This is a genomic window from Pseudomonas sp. X10, assembly GCF_054889225.1.
The window spans coordinates 4,474,224-4,491,644 of the sequence record NZ_CM142677.1 but is presented as its reverse complement, the minus strand read 5'-3'; the positions used below and the strand labels follow the sequence as shown (position 1 = coordinate 4,491,644).

At 59.6% G+C, this 17,421-nt stretch carries 15 protein-coding genes and 1 pseudogene; 8 read left to right on the top strand and 8 right to left on the bottom strand.

The annotated features are described in order from the left end of the window. Nucleotides 1-78 precede the first annotated feature (78 nt). Nucleotides 79-1,656: a glutamine-hydrolyzing GMP synthase gene (gene guaA / locus ACYU03_RS20470; protein ID WP_461886446.1), complete on the top strand. Its 1,578-nt coding sequence runs from the start codon at nucleotides 79-81 to the stop codon at nucleotides 1,654-1,656. A 246-nt stretch (nucleotides 1,657-1,902) separates the two neighbouring features. Here the strand turns inward: guaA and ACYU03_RS20465 are convergent, their stop codons facing one another. The 8 genes from ACYU03_RS20465 to ACYU03_RS20430 form a co-directional block, all read right to left on the bottom strand. Beyond that, a complete protein-coding gene (locus ACYU03_RS20465; protein ID WP_461886445.1) occupies nucleotides 1,903-2,769 on the bottom strand; it encodes an NAD(P)-dependent oxidoreductase in 867 nt (288 codons plus the stop codon). 447 nt (nucleotides 2,770-3,216) lie between these two features. After that, on the bottom strand, nucleotides 3,217-3,975 hold the full coding sequence (locus ACYU03_RS20460) for an SDR family NAD(P)-dependent oxidoreductase (RefSeq protein WP_461886444.1): 759 nt from the start codon (nucleotides 3,973-3,975) through the stop codon (nucleotides 3,217-3,219). 396 nt (nucleotides 3,976-4,371) lie between these two features. After that, nucleotides 4,372-4,941, bottom strand: a complete 570-nt coding sequence (locus ACYU03_RS20455) for an HD domain-containing protein (RefSeq protein WP_461886443.1) — start codon at nucleotides 4,939-4,941, stop codon at nucleotides 4,372-4,374. A 36-nt stretch (nucleotides 4,942-4,977) separates the two neighbouring features. Next, nucleotides 4,978-7,017, bottom strand: coding sequence for a prolyl oligopeptidase family serine peptidase (locus tag ACYU03_RS20450; protein ID WP_461886442.1), 2,040 nt, complete (start codon nucleotides 7,015-7,017; stop codon nucleotides 4,978-4,980). A 143-nt stretch (nucleotides 7,018-7,160) separates the two neighbouring features. Next, a complete protein-coding gene (locus ACYU03_RS20445; RefSeq protein WP_461886441.1) occupies nucleotides 7,161-8,501 on the bottom strand; it encodes a serine hydrolase domain-containing protein in 1,341 nt (446 codons plus the stop codon). Nucleotides 8,502-8,528: 27 nt separating this feature from the next. Further along, nucleotides 8,529-9,974 (bottom strand): amidohydrolase family protein, encoded by a 1,446-nt coding sequence (locus tag ACYU03_RS20440; RefSeq protein ID WP_461886440.1) that lies wholly within the window; start codon nucleotides 9,972-9,974, stop codon nucleotides 8,529-8,531. A 190-nt stretch (nucleotides 9,975-10,164) separates the two neighbouring features. Then, complete coding sequence (locus ACYU03_RS20435; RefSeq protein WP_461886439.1) at nucleotides 10,165-10,668, bottom strand: FAD-dependent oxidoreductase; 504 nt, start codon at nucleotides 10,666-10,668, stop codon at nucleotides 10,165-10,167. A gap of 82 nt (nucleotides 10,669-10,750) precedes the next feature. Next, complete coding sequence (locus ACYU03_RS20430) at nucleotides 10,751-11,476, bottom strand: helix-turn-helix domain-containing protein (protein ID WP_461886438.1); 726 nt, start codon at nucleotides 11,474-11,476, stop codon at nucleotides 10,751-10,753. A 293-nt stretch (nucleotides 11,477-11,769) separates the two neighbouring features. Between ACYU03_RS20430 and ACYU03_RS20425 the strand changes: the two genes are divergently transcribed. The 7 genes and pseudogenes from ACYU03_RS20425 to ACYU03_RS20395 all read left to right on the top strand — a co-directional run bounded on the left by ACYU03_RS20425 (nucleotide 11,770) and on the right by ACYU03_RS20395 (nucleotide 17,414). Then, on the top strand, nucleotides 11,770-13,422 hold the full coding sequence (locus tag ACYU03_RS20425) for a serine hydrolase domain-containing protein (RefSeq protein WP_461886437.1): 1,653 nt from the start codon (nucleotides 11,770-11,772) through the stop codon (nucleotides 13,420-13,422). Between the two features lie 2 nt (nucleotides 13,423-13,424). Then, entirely contained in the window at nucleotides 13,425-14,423 is a 999-nt protein-coding gene (locus tag ACYU03_RS20420; RefSeq protein ID WP_461886436.1) for a dipeptidase, read from the top strand. A gap of 115 nt (nucleotides 14,424-14,538) precedes the next feature. Further along, nucleotides 14,539-14,898 carry a RidA family protein gene (locus ACYU03_RS20415; RefSeq protein WP_461886435.1) on the top strand — a complete coding sequence of 120 codons (360 nt, stop codon included), beginning with the start codon at nucleotides 14,539-14,541 and terminating at the stop codon, nucleotides 14,896-14,898. Next, nucleotides 14,898-15,095 carry a hypothetical protein gene (locus ACYU03_RS20410; RefSeq protein WP_461886434.1) on the top strand — a complete coding sequence of 66 codons (198 nt, stop codon included), beginning with the start codon at nucleotides 14,898-14,900 and terminating at the stop codon, nucleotides 15,093-15,095. Before ACYU03_RS20415 ends, ACYU03_RS20410 begins: the two co-directional genes overlap by 1 nt. A 57-nt stretch (nucleotides 15,096-15,152) precedes the next feature. After that, nucleotides 15,153-16,577, top strand: a complete 1,425-nt coding sequence (locus tag ACYU03_RS20405) for a carbohydrate porin (RefSeq protein ID WP_461886433.1) — start codon at nucleotides 15,153-15,155, stop codon at nucleotides 16,575-16,577. Nucleotides 16,578-16,731: 154 nt separating this feature from the next. Further along, a pseudogene (locus ACYU03_RS20400) lies at nucleotides 16,732-16,958 on the top strand (IS5/IS1182 family transposase); the annotation flags it as partial. Nucleotides 16,959-17,135: 177 nt separating this feature from the next. Beyond that, a complete protein-coding gene (locus ACYU03_RS20395) occupies nucleotides 17,136-17,414 on the top strand; it encodes a substrate-binding domain-containing protein (protein ID WP_461886432.1) in 279 nt (92 codons plus the stop codon). The last annotated feature ends 7 nt before the right edge of the window (nucleotides 17,415-17,421 follow it).

The following is a 17,421-nucleotide window of genomic DNA, read 5'->3' as shown; positions in this document are numbered from 1 at the left end:
CTGCAGCAGCTACCGCGTATTCCCCGATCAACTTGCAGCTTGCGGCTCGAAGCTCGCAGCTGCATCAGAGATTGAGTCATGGCCCTCGACATTCACGCTCACCGTATCCTGATCCTCGATTTCGGTTCCCAGTACACCCAACTGATCGCCCGCCGCGTGCGCGAGATAGGCGTGTATTGCGAACTGCATCCGTTCGACATGGACGATGAAGCGATCCGCGAATTCAACCCGCGCGGCATCATCCTCGCCGGCGGCCCCGAGTCGGTCCACGAAGCCAACAGCCCGCGTGCGCCACAGGCCGTGTTCGACCTGAACGTGCCGGTGCTGGGCATTTGCTACGGCATGCAGACCATGGCCGAGCAGATGGGCGGCAAGGTCGAAGGTTCCGACTTGCGCGAGTTTGGCTACGCCCGTGTCGACGTGGTCGGCAAGAGCCGCCTGCTCGACGGCATTGAAGATCACATCGACGATGACGGCGTGTTCGGTCTGGACGTGTGGATGAGCCACGGTGACAAAGTCACCCAGATGCCGGAAAGCTTCCACGTGCTGGCCAGCACCCCAAGCTGCCCGATCGCCGGCATGTTCGACGATGAGCGTGGCTACTACGGCGTGCAGTTCCACCCGGAAGTGACCCACACCAAGCAGGGCGGCCGCATCCTGTCGCGCTTCGTCCTCGATATCTGCGGCTGCGAAGCCCTGTGGACCGCCTCGAACATCGTCGAGGACGCCATTGCCCAGGTCCGTGAGCAGGTTGGTTCGGCCAACGTGCTGCTGGGTCTGTCCGGTGGTGTCGACTCCTCGGTGGTCGCCGCTCTGCTGCACCGCGCTATTGGCGACCAACTGACCTGTGTATTCGTCGACAACGGTTTGCTGCGCCTGCACGAAGGCGAGCAGGTGATGGCCATGTTCGCCGAGAACATGGGCGTCAAGGTGATCCGCGCCAACGCCGAACAGCAATTCCTCGACAACCTGGCCGGCGAAGCCGACCCGGAGAAGAAGCGCAAGATCATCGGCCGTACCTTCATCGACGTGTTCGATGCCGAAGCCAGCAAGCTGGAGAACATCCAGTTCCTCGCCCAAGGCACCATCTACCCCGACGTGATCGAGTCGGCTGGCGCCAAGAGCGGTAAGGCCCACGTGATCAAGTCGCACCACAACGTTGGCGGCCTGCCGGAAGAGATGAACCTCAAGCTGGTCGAGCCACTGCGTGAGCTGTTCAAGGACGAAGTGCGCAAGATCGGCCTGGAACTGGGCCTGCCGTACGACATGGTCTACCGCCACCCATTCCCGGGCCCGGGCCTGGGCGTGCGTATTCTCGGCGAAGTGAAGAAGGAATACGCCGACCTGCTGCGCCGTGCCGACCATATCTTCATCGAAGAACTGCGCAAAGCCGACTGGTACCACAAGACCAGCCAGGCGTTCGTGGTGTTCCAGCCGGTGAAATCGGTGGGCGTGGTCGGTGACGGCCGTCGCTACGCTTGGGTCGTCGCCCTGCGCGCCGTGGAAACCGTGGACTTCATGACCGCTCGCTGGGCACACCTGCCATACGAGCTGCTGGAAACGGTCAGCGGCCGGATCATCAACGAAATCGATGGCATCTCCCGCGTCACCTACGACGTGTCGAGCAAGCCGCCTGCCACCATCGAGTGGGAGTGAATTGACGTCCTTCGGGAACTATCGCTAGCTATCGAAAAGCTGCTGTAACGTATTGATCTTCAAATAAATAGGTTGCGGCAGCTATCGGTGACTATCGCTGGCCAGCAGAGCAGGTTGGCGGTGGAAGTGGCGGTAAGAACCGGAGGCCGGGTTAAGACCCTCCCGTGCCCTGGCCAGTCAGCGCAGAACACGATATGACCCGGTTTGATGAAGCGCTGGGCCCATGCGGGTCTTCCCATTGGGGTATCAAGCCACTCGGTCCCCTGATGTGACGATGCTAGAGAACGCCGACCAATCCTGCTTGCCCAAACCTTGGGCGATCGCCGTGGTCATTCTTGAGCGTACTATTTCGGCGGCCGGCAATTGCAAACCCTTGTCGCTGCCGGAAGCGATCGCCAGGTTAATGTCTTTAAGCCCCAGGACAAGCTTGAAGCCCGGCTCGTAGCGCCCGTTCACAATGTTCTGCCCGTAGCGCTGGTAGCTGGGGCAGGCAAAGAGCGTCTGGGTCATCAGTTCCACAAAGGGGCCTGCATCCAGCCCATAGCACTGGATGAGCGCAGTTGCCTCGGCAAGGGACTCGATGGCTTGTGCGATCATCATGTTTCCCGCGATTTTCGCAATACAGGCCTGTACCGGGTGATGGCCCAGGTGCCAGGTCTTTTTGCCGAGCACATCGAATAACGGTTGAACTCTAGCCATTGCCGCATCCTGGCCTGCTGCCAGAATGTTCAGCTCGCCTTTGCTGGCCACTACCGGCACACCGAACACCGGCGCGGCCACAAAGGCCAGCCCTAACTGCTCATGCAGTGTTTGCAGCTGTTCCATGAGCAAGGGCGACAGGGTCGACATCACGACATGCGTGCAGTGTTCGGCAGCCTCTTGCAGCGCCCCGGACGACAGCAGTACCTCGTGCACCGCCTGATCATCAGCGAGCATGCTGATGACCACATCCTCCTTGAAAGCCGCCGCTGGCGTGCCCAGGCGATATACTCCCTCCAGATTTTCCAGTGCTCGGACGCTGCGGTTCCATACACTGACGCGGTGGCCTGCGCGGACCAGCAGCGGCAACATGGCCTGGCCCATGCTTCCTGTACCTATGAATCCGATTCTCATTATTCCACCCCTCGTTTTGAAACTGCTCGAGGTATTCTGTGAGCCTGGGGGGCGCGACGGGACAGCCATTACTGCATCTTAGGCGTTCATTTTTGTACGAGATAAACCCTGTACTGGAATGACTTGCGTGTCATTCTGGCGCTTGCCCGCAGCGCCCACTAGGAGACGCGGTCCAGTAACTGGCCGTCAGCCACCCCAACGGCGGGTGTTGTACAGGCTTGCCAACCAGGGGCTGAAGCTGACCGCTGTTGGTGAGAGCATCCTCTTTCTGGCGCAAGAAATGGAGCGCAGCGGCCTGGCCCTCGAGCGCCTGGACACTGAAACCGAGCTGCCTGAGCGAGATAGCTGGATGGGCTATCACCAAGATTGTCGGGCGTTGAAGAGGCAACGCCCGATCGAGATTTATGGATGGGCTAATAGTCTGGTGATATCGACTTGGGGGGGGCGTCAAATTTGCGAAAGACCGCCGTCGACCATCAGTTCCACACCGTTGACATACTTGGCATCGGCCGATGCCAGGAAAAGAGCTGATGTGGCGATTTCCTCAGGTTGGGCCATGTAACCCAGCGGCACAATTTGCTCTACATGGTTTCTGAGTGCTTCGATCTGGCTCTCATCCATCTTCAGGCCGTTATCCATCAATGGCGTTCTGGTGAAGCCAGGGCTCAGCACGTTGGCACGAATTTTCCGGCCTTTGAGCTCATTGGCCCAGGTCCGTGCAAATGAGCGCACCGCAGCCTTGGAAGCATTGTAGAGGCTCAGGCCTTCCATTCCGTTGCTGGAGCAAATGGAGGCGGTCAGAACGATCGACGCGCCATCTTTCATCAATGGCAAGAGCGTCTGAACAGTGAAGAACACGCCTTTGACGTTAATGTCGAACATCGTGTAATAGGCAGCCTCGGTGGTTTCGCCGACCGGGTTTTTTTCGCATACGCCAGCGTTGGCAAACACCGCATCCAGTTGATCGTCTTGTTGTTCAACCAATACCTTGAGTGCATCAAGGTCGGCCTGTGTGGCAACATCGGACACGACCGCGACCGCTTTACCGTCCAGTTTCGCAGCCGCAGCCTCCAGCGTTGCCGGTGAGCGACCAGTGATGTAGACACGTTTAGCGCCCTCGGCAACCAATGCTTGCGCAATTGCAAAGCCTATCCCGGTGGAAGCGCCCGTGACGACTGCTACTTGATTGTTGAATTTACCCGACATGTCTTGACTCCTCAGTAATGCCTTCATGGTTCATTGCAAAAGGCAGTTGATGGGCACATTGTGGGAGTCAACTAGCGACGGCGGCACTGCCAGAAATGTAAGTTTCTTGTGCATTTTTGTTGAGGGACTAAGTTGGCCAGGATGAGTTGATAAACTTTCTTCATTTACTTCTGCCCAATCTTGATGCGTGTTCCATATCTATGATTCATGAATGGCAGCTACTCTCGGATCCGGCTACGAAGCCTGGAAGGCGGACACGGGCGTCATTCTCTACGCGTGCGCACGGTTGTCGGTGAATCGTGCTGGCGGCCACGTGTCAGCGAGCGTACTGGGTAAACAGTTACTTTCAAGCCATCAGTTCGGTGATCAATCGGTGCACCGCAGTTCACCTGTGCCTTATGTCGAGAAATGCTGGGCGATCCACTGCTCACACAGCGCCCACAGCTCAGGCGCACCTCGCTCGATAACTGGACCGTATCGGGCGGTGACCTGGTCGAGGGAGACGTCGCTCTCTGACCAGGTCCCGCCATCGGTGAACACGTTGGTCAGCAGAGGTTGAAAGCGATCGAGTGCTTTTGCGAACTTCGCATCGTCCGTCTGCGCCTGCTCGAATTCTTGCCACAGTCCGATGAATTCATCGCCTTGCGGCTGTGGCAACTGGCCAAACAACCGCTGCGCCGCTTTGGATTCCAGCTCTTGTTGCACCTGGGGTGATACTTCGCCATGAATGGGGAAGTCGCCCACGTCGATCTCGACAATGTCGTGCAATAAAAGCATCCGTATGACGCGATTGATATCCACGGGTCCACTGGCATATTCACTCAGGATCAGGGCGTACATCGCCAGATGCCACGAGTGCTCAGCGGAGTTTTCCTTTCTGCTTTTGTCGAGCAGCGGAGATTGTCGTATGACGCCCTTCAGGCGGTCGATTTCTCTGAGAAAACTCAGCTGCTTTTCCAATGCCATCAATTGCGTGATCTCCGTGATGCAGCATCTCGTTGGTTAACTGAGCGACAGGTCATCCGGATCGGTCAGATGAATTGGGTGTCCGGGCATATGCTTTTCGAACCAAGACATGACCCGCGCAGTGAAGTCGAAGGTCGCCGGCATGTTGCGTATCCCGTGGCCTTCTTGCGGGTAGGTCAGCAGCACGCTCTCCACATCAGTGCTGCCCTGCAAGGCCCGGTGAAACTCGAGTGCTTGGCCTGCGGGCGTGATCTTGTCGAGCGCGCCACAGATGTGGAGCGTCGGGGTCTTCACCCGGTCGGCGTAGTGGATCGGGCTCCGCGTGAAATACTGACCATGCGGGTCACCAAGCTTGTCGCTGAGAAACAGTTCGCAGAAGGTCGGCACGTTGCAGGTCAGATGCTGGCTAACCCAGTTGGTGACCGGCGCCATCGGCACGGCAGCGGCGAAGCGCTGATCTTGTGTAATTAGCCAGGAGGTGATGTAGCCGCCATAGCTACCACCCATGACACCGATCCGCGCGGGATCGATCACGCCCTGCGATTCGAGCGCATCCAGCCCCGACAGGTAGTCGTACGTGTCGGCCCCTCCCATATCGCCGAACACCAGGCGGGCAAACTTCTGACCGCGTCCACTTGATCCACGCGGATTGGGCAGGAACAGCGCATAGCCGGCTGTGAGCGCGATTTGCTGCAGCGCTGAGCGGCCAATGTATTGGGGGCGGACGTACCAGACCGGCCCTCCATGGACGTGCATGATGAGCGGATGCGGGCCAGCGCCCCTGGGCGTGATGAGCCAGCCGTGCAAGGTAAGCCCGTCGGGCGCCGTCCAAACGAAGTCGCGCGCCGAGGCACCAAGCGCCTGGACGCGCGCATCAAGCTCGGGAGTTCCAAAAGTGCGGATGGAGCGCTCTGTGCCACCTTCGTACGCGATCAGCATTGGCGCATTCAAGAAGGATTCGACGAGAAACAGAAAATCCTCGGGATGGCTGCCGAGCGGCGCGATCTCCGGAAAAATAGAGCCGCACGGCTGGCGCTGGCTGTCGCGCCACAACTCGCGGACCTTGCTTGTCTGCCGATCGAGCAGACCGGCGACATAGTCGGGGCCTTGGCCCGCGCCGAAGAGCAGCGTGTCCTCGTCACGCCAGATCAGTTGGGTGACATCGGCATCGAGCGTCGCTGCGTGGGTAACCTTTGCGCTCGCGACGTCGATCAACCGCAGATCACCTGCAACGAGGTTGCGATCGCTGCAAACGGCTTCGATCACGGCGATCGTGTTGCCTGACGGCGTCGCGACAACGCTGTTGAGCTGATCTTTGGGTTTGAACAATGTACGGATAGTGCCGCCCTCGACAGCTATCAGACGGACATCGGCCGTGTACCACCAAGTCTCTTCCGGATGGGCTGAGCAGATCGCGACAATGTGATCGGGGCCAGCCCAACTCGCCTGCCAGACATTGACGCTGGGCGAAGTGATCCGACGCACACTCGCTGTAGCGACATCATAGATCCACGCACTGCGCCAGGGGGACGCCTCTGGCGCGCCTTCGACAATGGGCGCCCAGCCAGCTTGCACATCGGCTTCACTATCGAGGCTGACTGCGAAGGCGCCCTGCGCTCCCGCGAGATCAGATCCGAAGCCAGCGACGCATAGCAGCAGAGACTTGCCGTCGGCCGACCACTCTGCCGATTCGACGAAGCCGTCGATTTCCGGGCCAGCACGGTCGGCGCGGCTCTTGACATCGAGGATACGTAGGCGATTCACATAGGCCTGCTCGCGATCTGACAGGTAAGCGATCGAACAGCCGTCTGGCGACCATTTGGGGCTGCTATCCGAACGCGGACCGCTCGTGACGATCTCGATGGCGCCCGAGCCGAGGTCGATTAGCGCGATCCGAGTCGATGGCAGGCCTTGGAGTTCCTCGCAAACCACTGCGGTGGCAGCGGCTGTGGAGCCGTCCGGGCTTGCCATCAATTGGCTCAAGCTGGATGCTTCGCCGCTACCTGGACGCAACCATGCTCTTGTCAGCTGCTGGGCTTCAATGAACGACCGATGGTCGCGAAAATCGTTCTGCATCATCTTTCCCGAAACACGAAGTTCGATTTCGATTCACACCGCGCCAATCAAACCCACCGCTCAAGGCAGGCGGAGATTGAAGAAATCAGCTACCGGACTACTCACCATTGCGTGATGGCCACTCATCGATGCGCACGGCCATCTCAGGGCACGCGGTTGAAAATTCTGGCCATCGATCCCAGCCGCAGCATCTTCCCGGTTGCGTCAGGGTTGACGAAGGCCAGAGGGAATGGATGCGCCACGCCGTTCAGGTTCATCTGGAAGAGATGGTCACCGACCCGCTTCAGCTCAAAGACCGGAGCCTCGGCGTTGTCGGTCTCATAGAGGTCCTGCCTTGCGACCATCCTGGCCAACAACTGGTCGCCTTCGCGGTAGACATCAAACCGAAAAAGCTGATTCTCGAAACTTCCCTCATAGGCCGCAGTGTCGAAAGCCCCTTCGATCGGTGTCAGAGGATCGGCCGTCGCGCCCCAGCTTTCAAGAATGGGGTCGATGAGCTTCGCATCGAAAGCCCCGTACTTTGAACAGTTGGTAAGAAGCGCGAATGCTCTGCCGGTCTCCGGGTGCGCATAGAGCGCTGAGGATACGCCCGGACCACCGCCGCCGTGAAAAAGCACGCCTCCAGACAAGAGCATCCAACCGAGGCCTACACGCCACGTGTGAGGAGAAATAAATCCGGTTGTCTCTTTTGCCATGAGAGACGCGCTGGCCTGCGACAGAATACGAGCACCGTTGAGGCCGACGCCGCCGTTAATCAGCGCTCGGGCGAATGTCACTAGATCGCTGGCGGTCATCATGACCGTGGCTCCAGCCGGGGCAAAGCTCAACGGCAGGAACGGCTTGGTGCTTTGAACGAGCTTGCCCTCTTTGTCGACCTGATCGCCGACACTGACGCGGAACCGGGGAAGTTCGGTGATGTCGGCCAGCGAATGATGAAGGCCGAGCGGCTCGAAAATGCGCGACTTGATCAGGCTGTACCAGCCTTCACCTCGGAGCTTCTGGGCGATGTAGCCCGCGATGACCGTACCGATATTCGAATAGGCTGTCGCTTCGCCCGGCGGATGTAACTGTAGCTTGGACGCGCAATCCTCGATCGCATTGTCGATGCGCTGTTCGTCGAAATCCCGGTAGGCCGGGCAGTCATAGTCGATACCATTGGTGTGATTGATGAGCATCCGGCAGGTGATCCTGGAGAGAGCCTCTGGATCACCCAGCCGCAATTCGGGCAGATGCCTGGTTACGGGATCGTCGAGATCGATCAGCCCGTCATCGACCAATTGCATGAAAAGCGTAGCGTTCAGCACCTTGGTGATCGAGCCGATGTGCATCAGCGTGTCGAGCGTCACCGGGTCACCGGTCATGCTGTTGCGCAGGCCGCCAACGGCGTGGTGCATCTGGTCGCCATCCCAGAAAGCGAAGGATGCGCCGGTCACTTCGCCGCTTCCCGTGATGTCCGCGATGACCGCGGCGAAATCAATGGTCATTTCAATGTCCTTTCAAGTCGATTGCTATCAATGTCCACCGCTGATGCATGACGGGCATCCAGGCAGCCGGGCACCATGCTGGAGGAAGCGCTTGAAATGGGCCTCCTCCTCGAGTGGCGGCGGGAGATCCGCAGTCAACAGCGGACGTTCGGGCAGCGCGGCGAGGTCGACGAGCGCGCCGTCCTTGATGACCGCGTGGATGCTGCGATAGTGGTCGGCTGCCTCCAGCGGGTCCTTGTCGAGAACCACCATGTCGGCAATCTTGCCGGCTTCGAGGGTGCCGAGATCGGCGTCGACCTTATAGGCCTGGGCGATGTTGCGCGTTGCCGCGTGGAGCAGGTCCATCGCCGCCATTCCCTTTTCCTCCATCGCACGGAGCCAGGCGAAGTGTCCGGTCGCAAGCCTGCCGAGCGCCTCTTGTTCGGGCATGCCGTTCCAAGTGGCCTTCAGCCAGGGCTCGCGCAACAGCTCCTGAGAGAAGACTCCGCCGTCATTGCCCAGCAGAATCGGTGCGCTCGAGTCGATGAGGTTGCGCGCGTTGATGTCGGCGGCCGCCCACATTGTCCATTCGTGATCGGATACCGCTCCCTTGACATGCGCCAGCCCCGCCTCGGTAACCGGAAAGATCACCGCGCCACATTGGGTGTGCGCGAACAGGTCGAGGGTTTCGTCTGGGATCGGCACCGGGCCGGTCATATTGCAATGGGTGACAAGGTCGCATCCAGCCTCGATCGCCATGCGCAGGCTTTCGACCGTAGTACTGTGCGCTTGGACGGTTCGACCGGCGGCACGCCCTGCCTCGACGATCGCCCGTTGCGTGCGCTCGGAGAATTGCAGGAAGGCTCCTGCGGCAAGTGCGCCATGTTCGGATGCACCATATTTGACGAAGTCGATGCCGCGCTCAATGTAGCGGGCGACTTCCTCTGCGACCTGGGCCGGGGTCATCCACATCAGGTGCCGCCCGCTGTTCTCGACCCAGCTCGCATTGACGCGATCGACGAACCACGAACTCGCAACCTCGGCCGCCTTGCCGAAGAAGTCGCCTGAGAAAGGGCCATCGAAGCCGATGATGTTGCCCGCGCAGCGAATGCGGCTTCCGACGGCTTCGCCGCTTTCGATCCGATCGCGTACCGCCATCAGCGCGCGGCGCGGCCCCCAGGTGTCGAACACCGTTGTCATGCCGGCTTTCAAAGCGACCTGAGCCGCCTCGGTGATCAGCTCCTCATAGCGCCCATCGAAGCGCAGTAGTGTTTCGGGGGTCACATTGACAAGTAGATGGACGTTGGCATTCATCAGACCCGGGATGAGGAACTTGCCCGTCAGATCGAGATGGTGAGCGTCGAGCGGGACGCCCAACTCCTCGCGTCGGCCAATTGCACGGATGCGCCCGTGCTCGACCAGGATGGCGCTGCCGTTGAGAGGCTTGTCCGCGATGCCGTCGATGATCGTGGCGCCAGTGATTAACAGAGTCATGTCACTACCTTTTCAAGAGCGGTCGGGTTCGTGAATGGTAGGCTCGTAGCCTGACCAGCTGGGTGGATCCTGTAAAACCAGGCGCCTGTTCGAAGCGGTCCACGGTGATGGCCACGTCGGGCTCGTCTGGCTGGCGCATCGCAAGGCGGTGAATCGCAAGGCGGTGAATCGGTCTCGTCCGCGGGCGAGGTCAGCAGTAGGCCGGCATCCGGCTTGAAATAGAACTGCTCGTCGACCGCGATGGATGCAGGCCAGCATGCGGCATCCCGGTTGTCCGGCACATCGACGAGCGCAGCGGTGCGGTGCTTGGGTTGTAAGCCGAGCGGTGCGGCACCGGCGCTGCGCGCCACGTTCGGGCCGCCACATAGGGATTCTGGTGCAAGCGTTCCAGCAGATCCAACTGGCCGGCCGTGCCGAAAAAGAGCGTTTCCCGTGGCGTCACCAAGGGGGGCGCCGCAAACCCGGCAGGTGGCTTGAACGGGAAGCTGCGGCTGGCACGGGTGAGGCGACGCTCCACGGCGTTGCCGTGGAGCTCCGAAATGAGGGCCGCCGAGTGGCCGGTGGAGTGATTGCCGGGATGGTCCTCGGTCTCGAGCAGGAGCACCGAGCCCCGCGCGGCCTGGTAAGCCGCCGCCGACGGCTCGGAGATGCCGGCGCCGATCACCACGAAATCAACTTCCCTGACTTGACTCATCACTGCCACCCATCGGTTAAGGTGGGTTGACTATACGAAATAAAAATTCCAAAAGGGAAATTAATTTTCCGTATTAGGGGTGTCACTTCGCTCGCAGTGAGTGCCGTGGCTTTGTCCCGTTCAGGCGGCTCTTGGGGGCAGTCGCTCGTTTCTCGGAGGCCGAGACAAAGGTCTCGATCATCGGATTCGTGCCCCCGCGCGGCGCGGCCGCCGCGACGATGCGGCAGGGCGCGTCGCTTGCCTTGAGGTAGGCGTGACCCATCTCGCTGTCGAAATAAAGCGTGTCGCCCGCGCGCAGGAGCATCGGCTCATAGAGATCGCTCCAGAACTCCACCTCGCCCTCGATGATATACACGAACTCCTCGCCTGGATGGCGGATAAAGTCACCGAACTCTGCGCGGAACTCGTCCATCGTGCGGGCGTGTACCTCGACGATCATCGGCGTCATCATCTTGTGCAGCAACTCCGTGGCGAGGTAGATCTGGCTATAGCAGCGGGTTTCCACCTGCTTGCCCTCGCCAGCGCGCAGCATCACTCGCCGGCCGCTGCTGCTAGGAGCCGGAGCGACGGCCGGAGCCGGATTGCCGAGCAGTTCAGTCATGTCGACACCCAGGCCGCGGCTGATTGCCACGAGCTTGTCGAACGAAAGCGATACGTGGCCGGCCTCCAGCTTCGACAGGGTCGAGGCGGCCAAGCCCGTCTTCGCGCTCAGCTCGGCAAGTGTCATGTCGGCACTGCGGCGCAGGGCGCGGATCGTCGTGCCTGGGTTGTTGTTGCGGTTGTCGGTGGTGGGATCGGTCATTTTCATAGCGCGCACTGTAGCAGGCACATTCCATTACCCCAAGTGAAATTCAGTATCGTCAATATCTGATTTTGAAAATTATATTCCGTTTTGGAAAATTAATTGCTACGATGCGACGCACGTACCAAGCATCAGTTGTCGCTCACAAGGACTCTCATGAACGTTGCAGACTCCACCGACCGCATGATCGCACAGCACTCGGGCCGCGCCGGCTCGGCGCCAGCCCCTATCCGGCGCGCTGGTTGGTTCGTCGGCGGGCTGCAAGGCCGACCTGACATGCTTTCGAGCAGGGGGGGCGAATGACTGGATCATCTTCTCCGGGCGTCGCGGTCAAGGCCGGTGTCGTTGCACTGGACGAGCTCTTCCAGGCAGTCAATCGCAGCGATGCCCCGGGCCTGGTCGTTGGCGTCGCGCAGCACGGCAAGGCCCTCTACCGTCGCGGTTTCGGCCTGGCCAGCGTAGAGCTGGGTGTCGCCAACACGCCTTGGACGCGCATGCGTATCGGTTCCACCAGCAAGCACTTCACCTGCTTGGCCGTGCTGCTGCTCGCCGAGGAGGGCAAGGTCGATCCCGATGCAAGCATACGCCGCTACATCCCCGAACTACCGAAGCTCGCAGGGGAGCCCAGCCTGCGGCAGTTGATGTCGCATACCGGGGGCTACCGCTGCTATCTCGACCTGGGCTTCATCGCCGACGGTATGGCGATACGGCCAAAAGGCGAGGCGCTGGCGGCGCAGCTGCGCCAGACTGCAGCGAACTTCGCGCAGGGCGAGTCAAGCCTTTACTGCAACAGCGGTTATCACCTGCTGTCACATGTGATCGTGCGGACCAGTGGCATGCCCTTCGAGCAGTTCCTGCGCGAGCGTATCTTTACGCCACTGGGCATGCTGGACACCGCCTCGGTACCGAGCGACCTGGAGATCCACCGTGGCATGGCGACCCTGCATCTGCCGCAGCCAGACGGTGGCTGGAAGCGCGGCATTTTCCCCAGCGAAGAGGTGCTCGGCGAAGGCGCAATGATCTCGACGGTTGACGACATGCTGCGCTGGCTCGTCCACCTTCGCGGCCCGAAGACGGTCGGCAGCGAGGCCACTTGGGCGCAGATGACAACGCTCTCGCGACTGAACAACGGCATTACCAATCCCTACTCCCTCGGGCTGATGCGGCACGACTACCGCGGCGTCGAGGTGATCCACCATGCCGGCGGCGTGATCGGCGGTGCCTCGCAGATGCTGACGGTGCCGAGTCATGAGCTCGACGTGATCATCATGACCAACGGCGTGCTGGTGAATCCTGTCGAGCTCGCCAACCAGGTCGTGGATGCCATGCTCGGCGACGTGCTCGGCCTGCCTGCTGAGAAGGCCGCGACGGAGCGGTTCTATCCGTTGTTGGGGACCCGTTACCACTCGAAGAGCACTGGTCAGGTGATCGGCTTCGATGATGCCGGCGGCAAACTGGGTCTGTCTTTTCTGAACAGTCCGGCGATGCCGCTGACGGATGGTGGCGATGTGCTGTACATCGGTTTTCAGGAACTCGCCGTCGGCCCACTGAGCTTGCCCATCGCGCAATTGGCAGACCTGCAGGAGGTGCCGGCCTCGCTTCAGTTCAGCGAAGCCGGCAACGCATCGACATTCAAGCGTCTCCCAGCCGACGCGCCATCGCTGGCGGAAGCAGGTGCTGCACTAGTCGGCCGCTACCACGCCGCCGACCTCGGCGCGGACGCCGAGGTCCGCTTCGATGGCGAGGCCCTGAACCTGCACGTCCACGGCGCGCATGCGGTCTCGGTGATGCCGCTTGAAGCGTTCAGCGCAGACGTCTTCGGCCTGGCGTCGTCGATCCCGACATTGCGTTTACACGGGGTCCTCAACGTCGAACACAAAGACGGCCGCGTGACAGGCTTCGTCCTCGACACCATGCGTACGCGGCATCTGCAATTCGAACGGAAGGAATGACGATGAAAGCCCCCGTACAAAAAACGCCTTCGCTGATTTCCTCGATGCTGGTCTGGGACAACCATGCCTGCATGCCCCTGCGTCCGCAGGATGTCAGCTTCATGGACCAGCTCGAATGGCATCACCTCAACGGTACTGACGTCGTGATGCTCAACGTCGGTTTCGGCGACGACTCGATCGAGGCGCACCTGCGCATGCTCGCCACCTTCCGCGCATGGCTGGCCGCACGCCCCGCGCAATACCGGTTGATCCGATCGGTAGCAGACATCCACGCCGCCCGCGCCGCCGGGCAACTGGCTGTGGGTTTCGACATCGAAGGTGCCAACGCGGTCGGCGACCAGCTCAGCCTGATCGAGCTGTATCGGGACCTCGGCGTGTGCTGGATGCTGCTGGCCTACAACCGGAACAACCGCGCCGGCGGTGGCTGCCAGGACGATGACCCCGGCCTGACCGCTTTGGGTCGGGCGATGCTGGAGGAAATGGCGCGCGTCGGCATGATTGGCTGCTGCTCGCATACCGGCTATCGCACGGCCCGGGAGGCGATCGACGCATCGCCTGTGCCGCTGATCTTCTCGCATTCGAACCCGCGTGCGTTGTACGAGCACCCGCGCAACATCCCCGATGAGTTGATCCGCGCCTGCGCCGCACGCGGTGGCGTCATCGGCATCAATGGCATTGGCCTGTTCCTCGGCGGTAACGACGCGTCGCCAGCCAATGTGGCGCGGCACGTGATGTACGTTGCCGAACTGGTCGGCATCGAGCATGTCGGCATCGGGCTGGATTTCATTCACGACCGCCAGGACATCGACGACTTCCTCGCCGCGAACCCGGACAAGTTCCCGCCCCACCTAGGCTATGGGGCCGGCATGAAGATGATGACGCCGGCCGAGCTCCCGGCACTGGCTGCCGAGCTGAGCAGGCTAGGTATGGCCGACGCCGAGCTGGCGGCTGTGTTTGGCGGCAACTGGCTGCGACTGGCCGAGCAGATCTGGCGCGACTAGCCAGCGCAACACGAGCTACCCGCATCCAAGTCGTTGGCCCGCACGGGTAGGGCCGGCTCCGCCGCGGGTGTTTCAGAGATTCGACTCCCATTTTTTCACCGAGACGAGACTTGCTATGACCAACCTTCAACGCTTCGATGTCGGCCCCCGCATCTCCCAGATTGCCATTCACAATGGTGTCGCTTACTTAGCCGGCCAGATCCCCTCCGACATGAATGCGGACGTGCGGGGCCAGACGGCCCAAGTCCTGAATGCGATCGATGCTCTGCTGGCCCGCGTGGGCTCGGACAAGACACTGATCCTGAGGGCTGAGATCTTCCTGGCCGACATCGCCGACTTCGCGGAGATGAACGCAGCGTGGGACGACTGGGTGCCTGCCGGCTATGCGCCGCCGCGCGCAACGGTAGAGGCTCGGCTGGCGATGCCGGAAATCAAAGTAGAAATCGTCGTGACGGCTGCGGTGCGGACGGACTGATGTCCGTTGGCGACCGTATGAAGTCGAATGATCATTCGCCCAAACGGTCGCCGGGCCTGGTCATCCGCACTTTGTGCCTGGACACGGGCTCCGCTCTCGAAATCGACATGGCATTGAAGGAGGGGTCGTCGCGTTTCGACGGCATGACCCACATGGGCAAGCTCTACCGGTCCTCCTGCAAGTCTTCCCAAATTTAAGCGTTGTCTCACGGCAGTGCACCCATAACTAACCACAAAAAAAAGAAAGGAAATAAGATGAAAAATGTCATCGTGCATGCATCCTTCGACTCAAAAAAATCCGGAGAGCACACATTTTGCTCACGCATGAAACTTATCGCGTGTAAAGGCTGGCAACCCTCGAGCTTGAGCATAGTTATTGTTTCCCTTATCTCTCTCTCTCCTCTCGGGCTGACCGCAAGCGCTAGCGAAGTTGATTCCAACGAAATCGCAGCAACTCCTGACACCCCTGAATGTTTGAAATACGATCGATACAACTACACAGGTTCCGAGTCGCCTTTTCCCTCCAATTGCGAATCGATTGCCCCTGAATTAGGAGGGTTTCGCGATTTCATGTACGACGCGGGGTGGAATGCGCAACTCATACTTACCAGTGGTGTTACCTATGATCTAAAAGGTCACGATCGCGAGACGCAAGTGTACAGTGGGCAAAGGCCTTCTTATACGTCGACCGGCAGCCTTTTGATAAACCATGACCTAGAGCGGCACGGGCTTCCCAAAGGATCTTTATTTACCTTGGGTGGATCGTTTGCCTACAGTAGCTTTCGTGGAGATGGACTTCGTGAGGCATTTATAAGTCAGCTTTCCGCTCGAGTTCCGTTTCATGATGATCAAGTGGTTGTCCAATTAGGTTATTACAGTCTGGCAGGCCAGTTCTACGGGACCCTATTGGGGAACAATATTGCCGCCTCGACGCTCGGCCCGAGCAGTGGACTTCTTGCTCAAACCGGCGCCCAGGGATTTAAACCATCGCCGGCGTTCGATATTCGCCTCTACTCCAAAGATAAGCGTTATTACAATCACTTTGGCGTGGCCCGAAGTATCAGTCCCGATGGACTGTTTGCCGATGCTGACGACAATAAGTCCGGTTTGAAATTCCATACAAAAGATGCCAAGGCTGTAGTTATTAACGAGGTAGGTTATCGAGTCGAAGCCGGGCCCGAGCAGAAGAAGATATGGTTGCGCGGCGGCCTTATTTATAACAACTCGGATTACACCAGGCTGGACGACCCGGAACGAAAAAGCAGCAATCACGGCTCATACGTAGTTGGTGATCTCCAGTTGACACAACCGAGCTCAGCATTGCCCTATAAGGGCTGGTACGTGAACGCCTATGTCAATCAGGGCAGGGAAAGTGTCAATTATTTACCTGGCGCTTTCGGTGGCTCGATTTACAGCTTGGCGCCGTTTGAATCTCGTCCATACGATCTATTTGCCATTGGTATTTCAAAAAACCAATACAGCAGCTGGGCAAGACGCAATGCGTCAGCAGCGGACCTGGACTATGCGAACGCATCGACTAGTTTGTCGGTTTCCTACGCCTACCGAGTGAGTCGCGGAATTTATGTTCAATCCGCACTCATCCATACTGACAACCCTACGTTTTCGCCACGGCGAGAAAGCGCGCTCAATGCCAATGTGAATTTGGTTCTGGTATTTTGAAGTCCACGTCTTTCGGCATCGTGAGTTTTTCCGTGAAGGCCAACGGTTTGACCTGTTGAGTTCCGCCGTTTTGTGATCCCAACAGTCAGAGCTTAGGAGGGGGTAGACAAAATCAAGTAAACTTCTTGCTTCGTGCCTACGCAGCGTTGACGCTATGCCTCGAACTGGACGCCTACACCTGTAATTGCTGCGGAGCACTACCTGCTGCAGGGCTCCAGTCCAGCCCAAGCATTTCACGCTGAAACAGGTATCACTGCTCACCCCCGACACGATCCCTTTGCAAAAGCCTTGAAACTGGCCGGGATCGCTCGTGTAAAGGAGTGGGCCAAGGGTAGCTTCCAATCTCCCGCGCCTCGCAAGTCTTATGGCTACACCGAGGCATAGCGGCGCCAGTTGCCTGATGGGTCGGAGTCTTGGCAGGTCGGGTGCCAACGCGGGCCTTCATGATAGGCATCTGTTATAGCGAGCCGAATTGTTTTTGGCTGAGCATTGGCAGCGGGATAGGAATGAAGCTGCGGATAGATATCGTCGAACTAGCGCTTCACCTCGGCCTACCTCATGTTCAGTCATTACTTGCCCGAAGGTTATCTCGCCGCCTTAGACGCTGCGAAGTTGTCGTTCGACCCCGGCCTCATCGTGGAATGCGATCTCTCAGAGGACGGTGGACTAAGCGGGGCCCGACAACTTCTGGCAATGGATAACCCGCCCACAGCGCTGATGTGTGGTCATGACCTCATCGCGATTGGAGCGATGCAGGCCATCGTCGAAATGGGGATGCGCTCGGGCACTCGCGTAGCGATCATTGGATGCGACAACCATCCGCTGGGCTCTATTTGACTCCACC